Genomic DNA, 17,866 nt, shown 5'->3' on the forward strand with positions numbered 1-17,866 from the left:
CCCCCCGGCCGGGTCACCGTGACCGTCGACGGACGCGCGGTCGCCTCCGGCGCCCTGCACGGCGGCACGGCCGCCGTCGTCCTGCCGCAGTGGTCGGTCGGAGCCCACCAGGTCCGCGCCGGCTACAGCGGCGACGCACGGTTCACCCCCCGGGCCTCCGCCCCGCGGACCGTGACCGCGACGGCCAACCCCTGCCCGGCCTCCGCGCGGGCCTGCGTGGACCTGACGCACTCGCGGGCGTGGTTGCAGTCCGGCGGCCGGATCACCTACGGCCCGGTGCCGACCACCTCGGGACGGCCCGGCTACCGCACCTACGCGGGCACCTTCCAGGTCTACTGGAAGGACGCCGACCACCACTCCTCCGAGTTCGACAACGCCCCGATGCCGAACTCGGTCTTCTTCGACGGTGGCATCGCCTTCCACGCCGGCAGCCTGTCCGTGCCGTCGCACGGGTGCATCCACCTGTCGAACGAAGCCTCGCAGGTCTTCTTCGACCGGTTGTCCGTCGGCGACGAGGTCTACGTCTTCGGGTACGCGCCCTACTGACCGGCGGATGCGCCGCGGCCCGGCGCGCACCGTCCTGCGAGCCGGGAAACCCCCCGGACGGCCCTGTCGGAAGCCACAGGCGTGGCTCTACGTCATCTTCCGACCTGCGCCGCCCCTCGGAGGGGTTATTGCCCTGTGCCGGGACCGCCTTGCACGATGCCTAGGGCGGTGCCGCCGTTCCGTGCATGTGCAGTCACGGACGGTGCCCTGTACTGCCGGGCAGCAACCGCGTCGGGCGGCTGCCGCGCCGCCGGCCCGGTGCCGGCCGGGTCGAAGGGGACACGTGTGTCGGCTGGTCACAGAACGAAGGTCCTGCTCACGGCGGCGGTCGTCGCTGTGCTGGCCGGTGGTGCGCTCGGCGCGCCAGCCGCCGCAGCGCTGACACCGGCAGCTGCCACCGCACCGGCTGCCGTTCCCGCGGCCGCGCACGCCGCCCCGGCCGCCGACTTCGCAGCGGTCCCGGTGGTCGCCCCCGCCGCCACGCCGGTCGCGCAGGGCGCGGCCGGCTCGACCGCTGGCGCCTTCAGCGCGCTGACGTCCAGCCGGGTGCTGGACACCCGCACCGGGATCGGCGGGACCCGCGGCCTGCAGGTCGCCCCCGGGTCCGTCGCGGTACAGGTCCTCGGGGTCGGCGGCGTCCCGGCCGACGGCGTCTCCGCCGTCGTGCTGACCCTGACCGTCACCGCCGCCACCGGCGGCGGGTACCTGGCCGCCGGCGCCGACGGTGACCCGCGGCCGGATGCGTCGAACCTCAACTGGGCGGCCGGGCAGACCGTCGCCAATCTCGCGGTGGTCCCGGTCGGCGCCGACGGCAAGGTGCGGCTCTACACGTCCGGACGGCCCACGGACCGGCTGCACCTGGTGGCCGACGTGTCCGGCTACTACCGGGACGGCGACGTCACCGAGCCCGGCGGCGTGCAGGTGCTGCCGAGCCCGTCCCGGATCCTGAACACCGTCGACGGCGTCGGGGCGGCGCAGGCCCCGGTCGCCGGCCGGGGCTCGGTCACCGTCCAGGTCACCGGGCGCGGCGGGATCCCGGCCTCCGGCGTGGCGGCCGTGGTGGTCAACCTGACCGTCACCCGCACCACCGGCGGCGGCCACCTGGCCGCCGGCCCCGCCGGCGCCACCCCGCCCGCGGTCTCGAACCTGAACTACCCGGCCGGCGGGACGCTGGCCAACCTCGCCGTCGTCCCGCTCAGCCCGGACGGCCGGATGACCGTCTGGACGACCGGCGCCGGCACCCTGCACCTGCTGGCGGACGTCGCGGGATACGTCGTCGCCGGGTCCACGACACTGACCGGGTCGGTGCAGCCCGTGCTGCCGGCCCGGGTGCTGGACAGCCGCACCGGCGTCGGTGGGGCCGGCGGTCCGCTGGCCGGTACGGGCGCGGTGCGGCTGAAGGTCACCGGGGCCGGCGGCGTCCCGGCCTCCGGCGTCTCCGCCGTCGCGCTCGTGGTCACCGTCACCGCCCCCACCTCCGCCGGCTACCTGGTCGCCGGTCCCGACGGCGTCGCGGTCGCCAACGCCTCGAACCTGAACTGGAGCCCGGGCCAGACCGTCAGCAACCTGGTGCTGGTCCCGGTCGGGACGAACGGCACCGTCCGGCTCACGACCAGGGCCGGGGGCACCCTGCACCTGGTGGCGGACGTCGCCGGCTTCGTGCTGTCCGGGCCGCCGACCCGGGCGCTGGCCCCCGGCCAGGCGATCTCCTCCGGCAGTGCGCTGACGTCGCCGTCGGGCCAGTTCTCCCTCTCGATGCAGACCGACGGCGATCTGGTGATGACCGCGCAGGGCAGCCGGCTCTGGCACAGCAACACCGACGGGAACCCGGGTGCGGTGGCGCTGCTGCAGACCGACGGCGACCTGGTCATCCAGTCGCCGGGCGGCGGCGTGCTCTGGGCGTCCGGGACCGCCGGGCACCCGTGGTCGGACCTGACTCTGGGCTCGGACGGCACCGCGGCGCTGCGGGCCGGCAGCACGGTGCTCTGGAGCACCGGTTCGGTGAACAGCGTGCTGATGCCCGGACGGTGGCTGCAGCCGGGCTGGCAGCTGTGGTCGGCGAACCGGTCCGCGTACGTGCTCATGCAGACCGACGGCAACCTGGTGGTGCGCACCCGGCTGGGCCGGTTGATCTGGCAGACCGGCACCGCCGGTCACCCGGGCGCGCACGCGGTCCAGCAGAACGGCGGGAACCTGGTGGTGTACCAGGGCAGCACGCCGCTCTGGTACTCGAAGACCACCGGCAACACCGCTGCCCGCACGGTGCTGCAGACGGACGGCCGGCTGACGGTGGTGTCCTCGGCCGGGGTGCCGCTGTGGTGGCCGGGCAAGACGCCGGCGACGGCGACCTCCGGCTGCGCGTCGATCGGTCCGGATCCGAGCGGGACGTCCATCACCCGCTGGAACCCGGTGACGCTGTGCGTGCTGGCCGCCCTCGGACAGTCGTCGGGCAACCTGAACGACGTCAACACGATGATCCGCTGGGAGTCCGGCGGTGACCCGGACGCGGTGAACAACTGGGACAGCAACGCGCAGAACGGCCATCCGTCCAAGGGTCTGATCCAGGTCATCCAGCCCACGTTCAACGCCTACCGGTCCGCGCTGCTGCCGGACGACCTGCTGAACCCGGCCGCGAACCTCTACGCCGGGCTGAACTACGCGATCGACACCTACGGGTCCATCCACAACGTCCCGGGTCTGGTGTCGCTGCGCAATGGTGGCGGGTACGTCGGGTACGACGAGGCGCGCTGACCGTCCACGCCCACGGGGCGGCGGGCCCGGACGTCCGGGCCTGCCGGCCCTGCTGCGTCCGGCCGCCGCTGTCCCGGGTGTCAGCGCGCGCGCAGCGGTCGGCAGCCGGCCAGGTAGGCGTGGGTGCGCTGGGCGATCGGGTAGGGCACGTCCGGCGCGCACGGGTACAGGTCCTGCTCGACGATGCAGAAGAGCGGGCGGCCCAGTGCCTCCAGTGCCTCCAGCACGGGCGGCAGGTCGGGCACACCCCGCGGCGGCTCCACCATGGCGCCGAGCCGGACCGCCGCCGAGAACGACAGGTCCTCGGCCTCCACCCGGGCGCGCACCGCCGGGTCGACCTGCTTGAGGTGGACGTAGCCGATCCGCTCGGGATGGTCGCGGATCACGGCCAGGTTGTCGCCGCCGCAGTAGCTCAGGTGGCCGGTGTCCACGCAGAGCGACACCCACTCGGGATCGGTGTCGGACAGGAACCTCTCGACCGCCGCTCCGGTGTCCACGTGGCTGTCCGCGTGCGGGTGGAAGACCACCTGCATCCCGTACTCCTCGCGGACCGCGCGGCCCAGCCGGTCCATGCCCGAGGTCTTGCGCCGCCAGGCCTCGGCGTCCAGGTGGCGCTCCCCGATCACCGACCCGTCGGCCTGGTCGCGCCACATGTCGGGGATGACGACGAGGTGGGTCGCGCCCTGGCTGCCGGCCAGCCCCGCCACGTCGGACACCTGGGACCACACGCTGTCCCAGCTGTCCTCGCGGTGCAGGTGCTCGAACACCGTGCCGGCCGAGACTCGCAGGTCACGCGCCGACAGCGCGTCCTGCAGGGCGGACGGGTCCGTCGGCAGGTAGCCGTACGGGCCGAGTTCGATCCACCGGTACCCCGCGGCCGCGACCTCGTCGAGGAACCGCTCGGCCGGCACCTGCTGCGGGTCGTCGGGGAACCAGACACCCCAGGAGTCGGGTGCCGACCCGACGGTCAGCCGGCTCGTCGTGCTGGTGGCGGTCACGCGTCCTCCGTTGCAGGCGTCCGGCGTGCGGACCGGGTCCGGCCCAGCGTGGCCCGGCCGACCGATGCCGTCAAGGTTTGTCCAGACATACGAATGTCAGGACCAAGCGCCGGGAGCGCCGGCCGCGCCCGTCCGCATCGGCGGACGCGATCCGGGGCGCCGGCACCCGACGGTGCCGGAGCCTCGCACGGAGGCGAGCACGGTGCCGAGCACACCGGTCGACGTCCAGCGCACCGGACGACGCCGACCCGCGGACCTGCACCGCGCAGCTGCACTTGCGGCTCTGCACCCCGACCCCGGCCGGCAGCCGGGCCGGCCGGCGGCCGGGCCGGCCGGCGGCCGGGCCGGTCCCGGCTGCCTCCGCTGCGGACGTCCCGGTCAGACGTTCTGCGGGAAGCCGAGATTGATGCCGCCGTGGCTCGGGTCGAGCCAGCGCGTGGTGACCACCTTGCCCCGGGTGAAGAAGTGCACGCCCTCGACGCCGTGCGCGTGGGTGTCGCCGAACAGCGAGTTCTTCCAGCCGCCGAACGAGTAGTAGCCGACCGGGACCGGCACGGCGACGTTGATGCCGACCATTCCGACCTCGACCTCGTTCTCGAAGCGGCGGGCCGCTCCCCCGTCGTTGGTGAACACGGCCGTGCCGTTGCCGTAGGGGTTGGCGTTGATCAGTGCCAGCCCCTCGTCGTAGCTCTGCACCCGCAGCACGGACAGCACCGGACCGAAGATCTCGTCCGTGTAGATCGACATGTCGGTCGAGACGTGGTCGAACAGCGTGGGTCCCACCCAGAAGCCCTCCGCGGCGCCGTCCACGTCGCGGTCCCGGCCGTCGACCACCAGCGTCGCCCCGGCGTCGGCGCCGGCCTGGATGTACCCGGCGACCCGGTCCCGGTGGGCCGCGGTGACCAGCGGGCCCATGTCACAGCCCCGGCGCCCGTCGCCGACGCGCAGGCCGGAGATGCGATCGGCGATCCTGGCCACCAGGTCGTCCGCGACGGTGTCCACCGCCACCAGCGCGGAGACGGCCATGCAACGCTCGCCGGCCGAGCCGAAGCCGGCGTTGACCGCCGCGTCCGCGGCCAGGTCGAGGTCGGCGTCGGGCAGCACCAGCATGTGGTTCTTCGCCCCGCCGAGGGCCTGCACGCGCTTGCCGTGCGCGGTCGCGGTCTCGTACACGTACCGGGCGATCGGGGTCGAGCCGACGAACGAGATGGCCCGCACGGCCGGGTGGGTCAGCAGCGCGTCGACGGCAGCCTTGTCGCCGTGCAGGACGTTGAAGACCCCGTCGGGAAGCCCGGCCTCCTTCCACAGCGCCGCCAGCCAGTTGGCCGCGGACGGGTCCTTCTCGCTGGGCTTGACGACCACCGCGTTGCCCGCGGCGATCGCCAGCGGGAAGAACCACATCGGCACCATGGCCGGGAAGTTGAACGGCGAGATGATGCCCACCACGCCGACGGGCTGGCGCAACGAGTGCACGTCCACCCGGGTCGAGGCGTTCTCGGTGTTGAAGCCCTTGAGCAGGTGCTGGAGGCCGCAGGCGAACTCGACGATCTCCTGGCCGCGGGTGATCTCCCCGAGCGCGTCGTCCAGCACCTTGCCGTGCTCGGCGGTGATGATCTGCGCCAGCTCCTGCTTGCGGGCGTTGAGCAGCTCGCGGAAGGCGAACAGCACCTGCGTCCGGCGGGCCAGCGACACGTCGCGCCACTCGGGGAAGGCCCGCACCGCGGCGGCGATCACCTGCTCGGCGTCGTCCGCGTCGGCGAAGGCCACCCGGCGGCTCAGCTGGCCGGTCGCCGGGTCGTAGACGTCGCCGAAGCGCCGGCCGGATCCCGGGAAGGGGGCGCCGTCCGCCCAGTGCGTCACCACGTCCAGGTCCGTGCCGGCCCGGACCGCGGCCTCCTGCGTCACCGTCATGTCGTCCTCTCCTCGCTGTCGGGTCGATTCTGCTCGCGGTGACCCGGCGCCCTGTCCGGTGCCCTCACAGGTACGGCCGCTGTGCGCGCTTGCCGTCGCGGTACTCGCGATACGCCCGGGCCGTGGAGTCCAGGGTGGACACCTCGGCCACCGGCACGTCCCACCAGCCGTCACCGGACGGCGACGGCTCGAACGGGTCCGTGTCGACGTGCACCAGCACCGCATGGTCGGCGGCCTTCGCCGCGGCCAGGGCCTCGGTCAGCTCGGCCAGCGTCCGTGCCCGCACCACGTGCACGCCCAGGCTCTCGGCGTTGGCGGCCAGGTCGACCGGGAGCAGGGCACCGTCCAGCCGGCCGGTGGCCGGGTCGCGGTACCGGTACCTGGTGCCGAAGCGCTGCGCACCGACGGACTCCGAGAGCGCGCCGATCGAGGCATAGCCGTGGTTCTGCAGCAGCACGACGATGATCTTGATGCCCTCCTGGACCGCGGTGACCAGTTCCGTCGCCATCATCAGGTAGGACCCGTCGCCCATGGTGACGAAGACGTCCCGGTCGGGGGCGGCCATCCGGACGCCGATGCCACCGGGGATCTCGTAACCCATGCAGGAGTAGCCGTACTCGACGTGGTAGCCCTTGCGGTCCCGGGTGCGCCAGAGCGCGTGCAGGTCGCTCGGCAGCGACCCGGCGGCGCACACCACGACGTCGCGGGGACCCATCGCCGCCTCGACCGCGCCGAGCACCTCGGCCTGCGCCAGGGTGCCGGTGCGGGCGCCGTGACCGCTGCGGTGCGCGGCGACCACGGTCTCGTCCCAGGCCCGGGAGAGCGCGGCGACCCGCTCCCGGTAGGCGTCGTCGGTCCGGTGACCGGCGAGCGCCTCGGTCAGCGCGTCGAGCGCCTCGCGGGCGTCGGCCTGCACCGGCAGCCCGGCGTGCTTGACGGCGTCGAGCCGGGCGACGTTCACGGTGACGAAGCGCACCCCGGGGGCTGCGAAGGCGGTCCGCGACGCCGTGGTGAAGTCGGAGTACCGGGTGCCGATGCCGAGGACGACGTCCGCCTCCCGAGCCAGGGCGTTCGCGGCCGGGTTGCCGGTGGCGCCGACCGCGCCGGCGTTGCACGGGTGGTCGTAGGGCAGCGAACCCTTGCCGGCCTGGGTCTCGCCGACGGGGATGCCGGTGGCCTCGACGAAGCGTCGCAGCGCTCCGTCGGCCCCGCCGTAGATCACCCCGCCGCCGGCCACCACGAAGGGCCGCCGGGCCGAACGGATGATCTCCGCGGCCCGGGCGACGACCGCCGGTTCCGGCGGCGGGCGGCCGATCCGCCAGACCCGGTCGGCGAACAGCTCGGCCGGCCAGTCCCAGGCCTGCGCCTGCACGTCCTGCGGCAGCGCCAGGGTCACCGCGCCGGTCTCCGCCGGGTCGGTGAGCACGCGCATCGCGCCGAGCAGCGCGGACGGCAGCTGCTCGGGTCGCCAGACGCGGTCGAAGAAGCGCGAGAGCGGGCGGAAGGCGTCGTTGACCGACAGGTCGCCGGCGTAGGGCTGCTCCAGCTCCTGCAGCACCGGGGAGGCGACCCGGGTGGCGAAGACGTCTCCCGCCAGCAAGAGCACCGGCAGCCGGTTGATCGTCGCCAGCGCCGCGCCGGTGAGCATGTTCGTGGAACCGGGACCGATCGACGCCGTGACCGCGAAGGTCTGCAGCCGGTCCTGCTGCCGCGCGTAGCCCGCGGCGAGGTGCACCATCGCCTGCTCGTTGCGGCCCTGGTGGTACGGCAGCAGGCCCGGGGTGTCGATCTCGGCCTGCAGGAGCGCCTGTCCCAGGCCGGCGACGTTGCCGTGGCCGAAGATGCCGAAGCACCCGGTGAAGAGCCGGCGGCGCACCCCGTCCCGCTCGGTGTACTGGGCGGCCAGGAACCGGACGACGGCCTGCCCGACGGTCAGCCGGACCGTGTCCGGTGCGCGGTCCGCGGTCGCACCGGCCGCCGGTGCCGCGGGGGCGTCGCCCGGCACCGCTGCGGGACGGTCCGCGTGCGCACCGGTCACCGGCCGGTACCCCCGTCCGCGGGGCGCGCCGGCAGCCGGTACAGCGGCAGGCGCGGGTCCACCTCCTGCGCGGCCCAGACCTGCCGGATCCACCCGTGGTCCGGGTCGTCGGAGATGCGCCACGCCCGCTCCCCCGGCCCGGCCATGACGTTCAGGTAGTACATGTCGTGCCCCGGCGAGGCCATCGACGGCCCGTGCCAGCCGTGCGGGATCAGCACGACGTCGCCGTCGCCCAGCGCGGCCAGCACGTCGATCGGCCGCTCCGGCGTCCCGTACACCCGCTGGTATCCGGCCTCGCACCCGCTGACCGGCACCGGCGCGACGGAACGGAAGCGGTAGTAGTAGATCTCCTCGAGTTCGGACTCGTGCGGGGCGGCCTCGTCGTGCTTGTGCGGCGGGTACGACGACCAGTTGCCCGCCGGGGTGAGCACCTCGCAGGCGATGAGCCGGTCGGTCTCGAACGCCTCGGGCGTCGCGAAGTTGACGACCTGCCGGCTGCAGGCGCCGGCGCCGCGCAGCTCGACCGGCACCTCGTCGGCGGGCCCGTAGCGGAAGGGCAGCCGCCGGGTCGCCCGGGCGGCCGGCAGCGCCACCACGGCACCGGACACGCTCTCCAGCTCGGCCTGCGCACCGATCGGCAGGTACGCGAAGTCGGTGATCCCGGAGAACGGGTCCGGACGCCCGGCGAGCTCGAGACGGTCGCCGTCGCACCGCACCTCGAGACCCCCGGACAGCGGCAGCACCAGGGTCTCCAGGTCTCCCGTGGCGACGGTGGCGGGCACGCCGGGTGCGAGCCGCAGCACCCGCAGGCCGGACCAGGCCCAGCCCGCGGTCTCCGGGGTGACGTCGACCTCGACCACGGCGCCGGAGGTGCCCGGCTGATCAGTGCCGGAGGCGCCCGGCTGATCGGCGCCGGAGGCGCCCGGCTGATCAGTGCCGGAGGCGCCCGGCAGATCGGCGCCGGCGGCGCCCGTGTCCCCGGTGGTGCCGGCTGGCAGGTGGTGGCGGCCCCGGTCGGGCAGGTGTGCCGCCATGTCAGCGCACCGCCGCGGCGGCGACGACCAGACGACCGGCGGAGTCGCCGTCCGCCATGCTCGCCAGGCTTCGACGCACGGCGAACCGGCGCGCGGTCGGCCGGAGGCCCGGCCGCCGGAGCGCGCGTGTGCCGACCGGCCTGCCCGACGGCTCACCGTCGATCACCGGCGTCGGCAGGGTCGTCCCGTCCATCACCCGCTCCTCTCGACGACCACGACAGTCGCACTGCGCGGGACCGCCCTGCACACCGCCCCGACCACACCACGTCCCTCCCCCCCCCGGACCGACCGGTGCCGCCGGCCGGCTCCGGTCCGCTCAGCCACCACCCACCCGCTCCAGCAGCGCCTGCACCTCGGCGGTCGTCGGCATGGCGGTCGAGCACTCCCGGCGACCGGCGACGATCGCGCCGGCGGCGTTGGCGAAGCGCAGCACCTCCGCCAGCGGCCGGCCCTGCAGCAGGCCGTGGCACAGCGCGCCGCCGAAGCCGTCGCCGGCACCCAGCCCGTTGACGACCGTCACCGGGGTCGGCGGCACCTCCACCACCTCGTCGCGGGTGACGCCCAGTACCCCGCGCGGGCCCAGCTTCACCACGGCCAGCTCCACCCCGGCGTCCAGCAGCGCCCGCCCCGCGCGCAGCGGATCGGTCTCGCCGACGGCGATCTCACACTCCTCCCGGTTGCCCACCGCCACCGTGACGTGCGGCAGGGCATCCCGGACGGCCGCCGTCGCCGCGGCCGGGTCGGACCAGAACATCGGCCGGTAGTCCAGGTCGAGCACCGTCCAGCGCCGCCGTCCGCGCGCGCGCCAGGCCGCGTGGTGGGCGGACCGGCTGGGTTCCTCGGACAGGCCGGTCACCGTGGACCAGTAGACGCCGGCCTCCGCGATCGCCGCCAGGTCCAGCTCGTCGGCGTGGATCTGCAGGTCGGGAGCGGTGGGCAGCCGGTAGAACAGCAGCGGGAAGTGGTCCGGCGGGTACATCTCGCAGAAGGTCACCGGCGTCAGCAGTCCCGGCACGGCCGTCACGAAACGGTCGTCCACGCCGAGGTCCTGCAGCGCGCGGTGCACGAAGCGGCCGAAGGCGTCCGGGCCGGTCCGGGTGACGACGGCCGACCGCAGGCCGTGCCGGGCGGCGGCCACGGCGACGTTGGTCGCGCTGCCGCCCAGGTACTTGCCGAAGGTCTCGACGTCCTCGAGACCCACGTTGTCCTGCAGCGGGTACAGGTCCACGCCGACGCGGCCGATGGTCAGGACGTCGAGACGGTCCGCCACGCGCCACCACTCCCGTCCGCCCGACCGGGCGCCGGCCGGCCGGGCCCTCGCCGGCGTCCGGACGCCGGCGTGGGTGGGCCAAGGCTGTCGCACGCCACCTGCGGTGTCAACGTATGTCCTGACATACCGATGATTGATCGTCCTGACCGGTGCTCGGTACGCTCCAGCCGGCGACCGGAGGGGCGGGGTGATGGCGCAGGATTTCGGCGATCTCGACCGGTCCAGCCCGATGCCGCTCTACTTCCAGGTGTCCCAGCTCCTCGAGCGGGCGATCACCTCCGGCCGGCTCGGCCCGGGCGCCCGGCTGGACAACGAGATCAGCCTGGCCGACCAGTTCGGGCTGTCCCGGCCCACCATGCGCCGCGCCATCCAGGAGCTCGTGGACAAGGGCCTGCTGGTCCGCAAGCGCGGGGTCGGCACGCAGGTGGTGCACGGCAAGGTCACCCGGCCCGTCGAGCTGACCAGCCTGTTCGACGACCTCAGCCGCGCCCACCAGGCGCCGGCCACCACGGTGCTGGTGCACGAGGTGGTGCCGGCCCGGGACGACGTCGCGGCCCGTCTCGACGTCCGGCCCGGCACCCGGGTGCTGCACCTGCGCCGGGTCCGCTGGGCGAACGGCGAGCCGCTGGCCGTGCTGGAGAACTACCTGCCGCAGGCGCTGGCCGACATCGACGCCGACGAGCTGGCCGCCCGCGGGCTGTACCAGGTCATGCGCGCGCGGGGCGTCCACTTCCGCGTGGCCCGGCAGCGGATCGGTGCCCGCGCCGGCACCGTCGAGGAGTGCCGGCTGCTCGGCGAGCGGCGCGGGGCACCGCTGCTGACCATGGAGCGGGCCACCCACGACGACTCGGGCGCCACGGTCGAGTGGGGCGGGCACGTCTACCGGGCCAGCCAGTACTCGTTCGAGGTCACGCTCGTCGACCACTGAGCCGCCCGGCGCGGGTGCCCGAGGAGGTTTGGAGGCGTCCTCGCGGCCCGGGTAGAGTGGTCGGGTTGCCTCGGCGAGGGTGCGGATCCGCTGGCGGATCGCGCCGTGATCGACGCGGTGGGTCCCGACCTGCCCCGCTGTGGCGGCCGCCCCACCGCACGTCCCCCAGCGCAGGAGCCCCACCAGGGCTCCCGCTGCCCGTTCCCGAAGGAGCACCACCGTGTCCGAGTCCCCCGCCGTCCGCCTGGTGGCCGAGAAGCGCACCGAGTTCGGCAAGGGTGGAGCCCGCCGCACCCGCCGCGCCGGCAAGATCCCGGCCGTCCTCTACGGACACGGCAACGACCCCCGCCACCTGTCCCTGCCGGCGCGCGAGTTCGCCGCGGCCATCAAGCACGGCGCGAACACCGTGCTGACGCTGGTCCTGGACGACGGCGCCAGCGAGCTGGCGCTGGCCAAGTCCGTGGTGCGCCACCCGCTGCGCGACTACGTCGAGCACGTCGACCTGATCTCGGTCCGTCGCGGCGAGAAGGTCACCGTCGACGTCCCGGTGACCGTCGTGGGCGAGCCGGCCCCCGGCGCGCTCGTGCTCACCGAGACCAACACGCTGTCGGTCGAGGCCGACGCGCTGACCATCCCGGCCGCGCTGGAGGTCTCCGTCCAGGACCTCGCCGCGGGCACCCAGATCACCGCGGCCCAGGTGTCGCTGCCCGAGGGCGCGACGCTGCAGTCCGACGCGGAGCTGCTGGTCGTCGCGGTGCAGGCAGCCCCGACCGCCGAGGACATCGACGCGGAGATGGCCGAGGCGGAAGCCGAGGCCGGTGTCGAGCGCGACGAGCCCGAGAGCACCGAGGACACCGGGAACGCCGCCGGCGAGGGCAGCGACACCGTCGACGAGTCCTGACCGAGCGGTCGGCAGCCGTGCCGGCACTGGTCGTCGGCCTCGGCAACCCGGGGCCGCAGTACGCCGGCAACCGGCACAACATCGGCGCGATGGTGCTGGCCCGGCTCGCGGAGCGGGCCGGTGTCCGGCTCTCGCGCCACAAGGCCGGAGCGGACGCCGCCACCGGCCGGATCGGCGACCACGCGGTCGTGCTGGCCGTCCCGCGCTCGTTCATGAACGAGTCGGGACGGCCGGTCGCCGCGCTGGCGCGGTTCTACAAGGTGCCGCCCGCCGAGCTCGTCGTCGTGCACGACGAGCTCGACCTGCCGGCCGGCACCGTCCGGGTCAAGCAGGGCGGCGGCGAGGGCGGCCACAACGGCCTGCGGTCGATCTCCGCGGCCGTCGGCACCCGCGACTACCTGCGGGTCCGCTGCGGCATCGGCCGCCCGCCGGGCCGGATGGACCCCGCGGACTTCGTGCTCCGGGACTTCTCGGCCACCGAGCGCCGCGAGCTGCCGCTGCTGGTGGAAACCGCGGCGGACGCCGTCGCCTCGCTGCTGGAGGTCGGGCTGCTGGAGACGCAGAACCGGCTGCACTGAGCCGTCGTCGGAGCGGTCGGACGCCGCCGCCAGGGATCGTGGTCCCGGCGCCGGCGGTGGGTCGTAGAGCGCCGCCGACGGACGGCCCGCGGCTTCTCACATCGACGTCACCAGCCCACCGTCGATGATCACGTCGGTTCCGGTCACGTTCCCCGCCCGAGGGCCGGCCAACACGACGACGAGGTGGGCCACCTCCTCGGGGCGGGTGAATCGGCCGGTGGCCGACCCCGAGACCGCCTGCGCCGCCACCGCGGTCGGGTCCAGCCCGGTGCTGGCGGCGAGGGTCTCGGCGACACCATCGGCACCGAGCCACAAGTCGGTCGCGACCGGTCCCGGACTGACTGTGTTCACCCGGACGCCCCGTGGCCCGACTTCCTTGGACAGCGCCTTGCTGAAGTTCACCAGCGCGGCCTTGGCGGCGCCGTAGTCGATCACTGTCGGATCCGGCAGGGTCGCGTTGACCGACGCAACGGTGACGATGGACGACGGGGCCCGGGCCAGCAGGTGCGGCAGCGCGGCTCGGGTCATCCGGACGGCGGAGAGGAAGTCGAGCTCGAACGCCCATCGGAAGTCGTCGTCGGAGACGTCGAGGAAGCCTGTCGGCCGCGGGCGGACGCCACCCACATTGTTCACCAGGATGTCCAGAGCGCCGAACGTTTCGAGCACACGCTGCACCAGCCGTTCGGCGCCCGGACCGGTGGACAGATCGCCCGGCACGGTCAGCACGGACCCGTCGGACGCGAGTGCCTTCAACGCCGGTGATTCCTCGCGTGCGCCGACGGCGACCCTGACCCCTTCGGCGACCAGTGCCTGGACGACGGCGAGGCCGATCCCCTTGCTACCGCCGGTGACCGCGGCGACCTTCCCGTCCATGCCGAGGTTCATCGCGCTCCCCCGATCGCGGCGGCGATGAGGCCGGTGCGGCCCGACGTGCACGGGAACGCGTCCGAACCTCGGGGTCGCAGGCCGGACGGGGTCCGGTGGATGCCCACGGTCACGGCCGGACCCGGGAATCGGCGCCGTCGGTCCGGGACGCTGCGGCGGCGTCCGGGGAGTGGTCGGGCGAGCCGCCCAGGCCCTGCGTCGCCAGCCAGGACAGGCAGGCCTGCGCCACGTCCCGCCAACCGCGGTCGATCGTCAACGAGTGCGCACGGTCCGGGAACTCCAGGAGATCGGTCACCGCGTCGGAGTGTCGGTACTGCTTCAGCGTCGCCCGGGTCACCGCCTCCGGAACCGTGTTGTCCCGGCCGCCGGTGATCAACAGGAGTGGGCCGCGCCCGGAGTTGTCGGTGTCAACCTTCGCCGGTGAATGCGGATTGAAGTTGGCGGCTGCCGCTTCGAACAGGGGGCGGCCGGGTGCGGGGATGCCCCACCGATCGAACAGCGCGTCCGACTCATCCGCGCTGATGGCGTTGCCGAAGGCGAAGCGGAATTGTTCGGCGGTCAGGGAGACGGCCCGGTGCTTGTTCGCAGGGTTCCGGAACACCGGCAGCGTCGCCCGCAGCGCCGACAGCGGCAGCGGCAGGACGCCCTTAATCTGCGCGGCGTCGATGGCGACTGCAGCCGCGGCCAGATCGCGGCCGAGCAGCTTTTGCGCGATCATGCCGCCGAACGAGTGCCCCACCAGAACGGGCCGGGTGTCGAGCCTGCCGATGATCGCGGCGAAGTGGTCCACCACGTCGTCGATCCCGTGGTCGGCGATGCTCTCGGGGTTCTCGCGCGCTTCCTGGACGCTCTCGGGGTCACCGGGCCATCCGGGCGCGGTCGCCGTGTAGCCGGCGTGCTCGAAGAGGTCGATCCACGGCGCCCACGAGGACGCGTGCAGCCACAGACCGTGGATGAACAGGACGGGTGTGGACGTCATGGCGGTCGACTCCTTGTCTCGCGGTGGCGGTGGTGCCCGGAGTCGACCACCGCCGGCACGTCCGTCGCACCGGGGATGCACCCCAGCGTCGACTCGGCTGGGGTGTCGCGTCAGGTCGCGGCGGCGATCCCGAGCGCGCCGGCCAGCTGCCTGCGGGAAGTGACGTCGAGCTTCCGGAAGATCTTGCTCAGGTGGTACTCGACGGTGGACGTGGTGACGAACAGCCGCGTGGCGATCTCGACGTTGGTGTGGCCCAGCGCCGCCAGTCGGGCCACCTGGCGTTCCTGAGGAGTCAGGTCGGTCGTCGCCGGTCCTGAGCGCCGGCGCGCACGCTCGCCCGTCGCCGCCAGCTCCCGTCTGGCCCGGTCCGCGAACAACGGCGCTCCCATGCTCGCGAATCGATCGAACGCGGCGCGGAGCTGTACCCGCGCGTCCGTCGGCCGGCGATCCCGGCGGAGCCACTCGCCGTACAGGAGCTGCGTGCGGGCCACCTCGGTCCGTTGCAGCGACCGACCCAGGTGCTCGGCTGCGCGGCGGAAGAGCGGCTCCGCGGTCGCGTCGTCGACCAGTAGAGCCCTGCTGCGCGCCAGGATGCCCAGTGCCCAATCGGTCCCCGACGCCCTGGCGCGCAGCTCCAGACGCGCCAGGGCGGCATCGGCCAGTGCGGGATGGCCCGCGCGGACCGCCGCCTCCACCAGGTCGGGCAGGATGGTCGTGGACAACGGGGTGGCGTCGTCCTCGTACAGCGGCAGGGCGGAGGCTTCCGCGGCGTCGTAGCGCCCCAGACTCAATTCCAGCACGGTCAGGGCGTAGCGCACCACGTTGCCGTACGAGGTGCCGTGCGCGCGGGGGCCCGACGCCCCGAGGACGTCGGCCGCGACAGCGCGGAGCTCGGCCTCGCGGCCCTGCCAGGCCAGCAGCTCGCTCCGCAGGGCGAACCCGTAGTCGGGCATGCCGATCGCGACGCTGATGTCGGACGCCTCGGCATGGCGGAGCTCGGCGGTCGCGAGATCGCCCTCGGCGATGTCGCAGCGCGTGTAGCGGCGCAGCGAGTTGTGCAACGAGCCGAGGTCACCGCGCCGGCGTTCGTCGGCAATCAGCTTCTGCAGGAGCCTCTTTCGGTGCACGTCGTCCCAGAGCTCCGCCGCGGCGAACGATCCCGGGATGGCCCAGGACAGATTGGTGTGGGACGGGAGTTCCGCGGTGCAGAGGGCCAGCAGCGCCGCGCGCAGGAGCGGAGCCGCCTGCTCGTGCCCGGCGGCGTGGCGGGTGGCCAGAGCTGCCATCAGCGTCTCCGTGACGGAAAGCTGCGCCGTCACGCCGCCGAGCGCGTCCAGCGCGGTCCGGGCGATGCCGACCACGGTCCAGTCGCGCTGCTCGTGATGGCCGATGATCCCGGTGACCAGCGCCTCGAAGAGGATCTCCCGCGCCGTGGACGGGGAGAGCGGGGCCGCCGTGGACGCAGCCTCGAGCAGCAGCACCGGGACGGTCGCCAGCCGGCCGGAGGCGAACAGCAGGAACGCTTCCGCGCGCGCCGCCTCCGCCCGCAGCAGGGGTGACCGCAGATCGGGGCGGGACTCGAGCAGGCGCAGCCGAGCGGCCTGCAGGTCCCCGGCTCGCAGCTGCGCCTGGGCCGAGGCGAACAACCGGGCGGCCCGGGCTCCGGGATCCGACGACAGCGAGGCGGCCCGCAGCAGCAGCGCGGCGGCCGCGGTCCATCCGCCGCGCTGTCGGCCGCTGTCCGCCGCCGCCTCGAGCTCGGCGGCCACGTCGTCGTCCGGCCCGACGGCGGCCTCGGCCAGGTGCCACGCACGCCGGTCGCCGTCCCGGTCCGGATCGGTGGCCTCGGCCATGGCGGCGTGCGCTCGCCGACGCGCGGCCGGAGTGGCCCGGGAATACACGGCCGTGCGGATCAGCGGATGGCGGAACACCGGCTCGGGTCCGTCCGTCAGGATCTCCGCCGCCACGGCCGCGTCCGCGTCGGACGGGGTCAGCTGCCATGCCGCCGCAGCCCGCCACACCGCAGCGGGGTCGTTGGTGGGAGCGATGCTGATCAACAGCAGCAGGCTTCGGGTGGCGGTGGGCAGGTCCCGAATCCGTGACAGGAACAGCGATTCCAGCCTGGACCCGAGGGGAAGTCCTGCCGGGAGCGGCATCCGGCCGGCCAGTTGGTCGGCGCTGAGACCGTCGACGACCTCAGACAGAGCCAGCGGATTGCCGCCGGTGTCGGCGACGATCCGCTGTCCGACGCGCGGGTCCAGGCGCCTTCCTGCCAACCGCGACGCGACCAACCGTCCGGCGTCCACGTCGGGCAGGCCTCCGATCCGGAGGGTGTGGAAGGCGCCGAGTCCCACGGCCGGGTCCGGCTCGCCCCGCAGCGCCAGGAGCACGCCGATGCCGTCCATCTGCAGCCGCCTGCAGACGAAGGCCACCGCTTCGAGCGACTCCCGGTCGAGCCACTGGCCGTCGTCGACGACACACAGCACGGGACCGGCAGCTGCCACGCCGTTGAGCAAGGTCAAAGCGGCCAGGCCGATCAGGAAGCGGTCCGGCGGGTCACCCGCCCGCAACCCGAACGCAGTGGTCAATGCTTCCTGTTGCGGTTCCGGGAGTTCGTCCACCCGATCGAGGTACGGCAGGAGCAGCTGGTGCAGCCCGGCGAAGCCGAGCCGGCTCTCGGATTCGACGCCGACGGCCGTTGCCACGTGAAATCCGCCGGCCGACACCGCGGCGTAGTGCAGCAACTCCGTCTTGCCGATCCCGGGCTCTCCGATGAGCACGAGCGTCCCGCTGACGCCGTCGCGGACGGCGGATATCAGCTGGTCGATGGCCGCCTTCTCGACGTCCCGACCGATGATCCGGCTGCCGGCGGACGGGCGGCCGAGGCCCGCCGGTGCCCGCTGCTGCGCCGCCGTCGCCGTATCGAGAGCCGATGAGCGGCTGTGCGGCCGGTCCACGGGCCGGAGGGTATCGCCGCAGATGCGACCACACCGACCGACGGCGACCTCCCGCGTGGGCGGCCACCGGAGCCCGGACCTGCATCCGCG

General features: G+C 74.0%; 12 protein-coding genes and 1 pseudogene. 5 read left to right on the forward strand and 8 right to left on the reverse strand.

The features are described from left to right. Positions 1-546: pseudogene (locus IEY37_RS22725) on the forward strand (L,D-transpeptidase family protein); the annotation flags it as partial. A gap of 285 nt (positions 547-831) precedes the next feature. Beyond that, positions 832-3,297, forward strand: coding sequence for a transglycosylase SLT domain-containing protein (locus tag IEY37_RS21790; protein ID WP_229673572.1), 2,466 nt, complete (start codon positions 832-834; stop codon positions 3,295-3,297). Positions 3,298-3,377: 80 nt separating this feature from the next. Here the strand turns inward: IEY37_RS21790 and IEY37_RS01970 are convergent, their stop codons facing one another. The 5 genes from IEY37_RS01970 to iolC form a co-directional block, all read right to left on the reverse strand. Then, a complete protein-coding gene (locus IEY37_RS01970) occupies positions 3,378-4,295 on the reverse strand; it encodes a TIM barrel protein (RefSeq protein ID WP_188939799.1) in 918 nt (305 codons plus the stop codon). A 378-nt stretch (positions 4,296-4,673) separates the two neighbouring features. Beyond that, positions 4,674-6,206, reverse strand: coding sequence for a CoA-acylating methylmalonate-semialdehyde dehydrogenase (locus tag IEY37_RS01975; RefSeq protein ID WP_188939800.1), 1,533 nt, complete (start codon positions 6,204-6,206; stop codon positions 4,674-4,676). A 64-nt stretch (positions 6,207-6,270) separates the two neighbouring features. Continuing rightward, positions 6,271-8,211 (reverse strand): 3D-(3,5/4)-trihydroxycyclohexane-1,2-dione acylhydrolase (decyclizing), encoded by a 1,941-nt coding sequence (gene iolD / locus IEY37_RS01980; protein ID WP_188940155.1) that lies wholly within the window; start codon positions 8,209-8,211, stop codon positions 6,271-6,273. Positions 8,212-8,240: 29 nt separating this feature from the next. Continuing rightward, on the reverse strand, positions 8,241-9,278 hold the full coding sequence (iolB, locus tag IEY37_RS01985; protein ID WP_188939801.1) for a 5-deoxy-glucuronate isomerase: 1,038 nt from the start codon (positions 9,276-9,278) through the stop codon (positions 8,241-8,243). A 316-nt stretch (positions 9,279-9,594) separates the two neighbouring features. After that, a complete protein-coding gene (gene iolC / locus IEY37_RS01990) occupies positions 9,595-10,548 on the reverse strand; it encodes a 5-dehydro-2-deoxygluconokinase (RefSeq protein WP_188939802.1) in 954 nt (317 codons plus the stop codon). Between the two features lie 190 nt (positions 10,549-10,738). Here iolC and IEY37_RS01995 point away from each other — a divergent pair, with 190 nt between their 5' ends. The 3 genes from IEY37_RS01995 (at position 10,739) to pth (ending at position 12,955) form a co-directional block, all read left to right on the forward strand. Then, positions 10,739-11,476 carry a GntR family transcriptional regulator gene (locus IEY37_RS01995; RefSeq protein ID WP_188939803.1) on the forward strand — a complete coding sequence of 246 codons (738 nt, stop codon included), beginning with the start codon at positions 10,739-10,741 and terminating at the stop codon, positions 11,474-11,476. Positions 11,477-11,696: 220 nt separating this feature from the next. Continuing rightward, a complete protein-coding gene (locus IEY37_RS02000) occupies positions 11,697-12,377 on the forward strand; it encodes a 50S ribosomal protein L25/general stress protein Ctc (RefSeq protein ID WP_188939804.1) in 681 nt (226 codons plus the stop codon). Beyond that, the gene (gene pth, locus IEY37_RS02005; protein ID WP_188940156.1) at positions 12,374-12,955 is read left to right on the forward strand and encodes an aminoacyl-tRNA hydrolase; all 582 of its coding nucleotides are present in this window, start codon (positions 12,374-12,376) and stop codon (positions 12,953-12,955) included. The genes IEY37_RS02000 and pth overlap by 4 nt, the downstream gene beginning before the upstream one ends. A 96-nt stretch (positions 12,956-13,051) precedes the next feature. Here the strand turns inward: pth and IEY37_RS02010 are convergent, their stop codons facing one another. The 3 genes from IEY37_RS02010 to IEY37_RS02020 form a co-directional block, all read right to left on the reverse strand. After that, on the reverse strand, positions 13,052-13,840 hold the full coding sequence (locus IEY37_RS02010) for an SDR family NAD(P)-dependent oxidoreductase (protein WP_188939805.1): 789 nt from the start codon (positions 13,838-13,840) through the stop codon (positions 13,052-13,054). A gap of 109 nt (positions 13,841-13,949) precedes the next feature. Further along, positions 13,950-14,819: an alpha/beta hydrolase gene (locus IEY37_RS02015; protein WP_188939806.1), complete on the reverse strand. Its 870-nt coding sequence runs from the start codon at positions 14,817-14,819 to the stop codon at positions 13,950-13,952. 110 nt (positions 14,820-14,929) lie between these two features. Further along, positions 14,930-17,776, reverse strand: a complete 2,847-nt coding sequence (locus IEY37_RS02020; RefSeq protein WP_188939807.1) for a helix-turn-helix transcriptional regulator — start codon at positions 17,774-17,776, stop codon at positions 14,930-14,932. Positions 17,777-17,866: the final 90 nt, after the last annotated feature.

The sequence above is a fragment of the Nakamurella endophytica genome (assembly GCF_014646215.1).
In the GTDB taxonomy this organism is placed as follows: domain Bacteria; phylum Actinomycetota; class Actinomycetes; order Mycobacteriales; family Nakamurellaceae; genus Nakamurella; species Nakamurella endophytica.

Coding starts and splice junctions, on each gene's coding strand:
- IEY37_RS01975 (WP_188939800.1), bottom strand. CDS start 6,206: ATGACGGTGACGCAGGAGGCCGCGGTCCGGGCCGGCACGGACCTGGAC.
- iolB (WP_188939801.1), bottom strand. CDS start 9,278: ATGGCGGCACACCTGCCCGACCGGGGCCGCCACCACCTGCCAGCCGGC.
- IEY37_RS01995 (WP_188939803.1), top strand. CDS start 10,739: ATGGCGCAGGATTTCGGCGATCTCGACCGGTCCAGCCCGATGCCGCTC.
- IEY37_RS02010 (WP_188939805.1), bottom strand. CDS start 13,840: ATGAACCTCGGCATGGACGGGAAGGTCGCCGCGGTCACCGGCGGTAGC.
- IEY37_RS02015 (WP_188939806.1), bottom strand. CDS start 14,819: ATGACGTCCACACCCGTCCTGTTCATCCACGGTCTGTGGCTGCACGCG.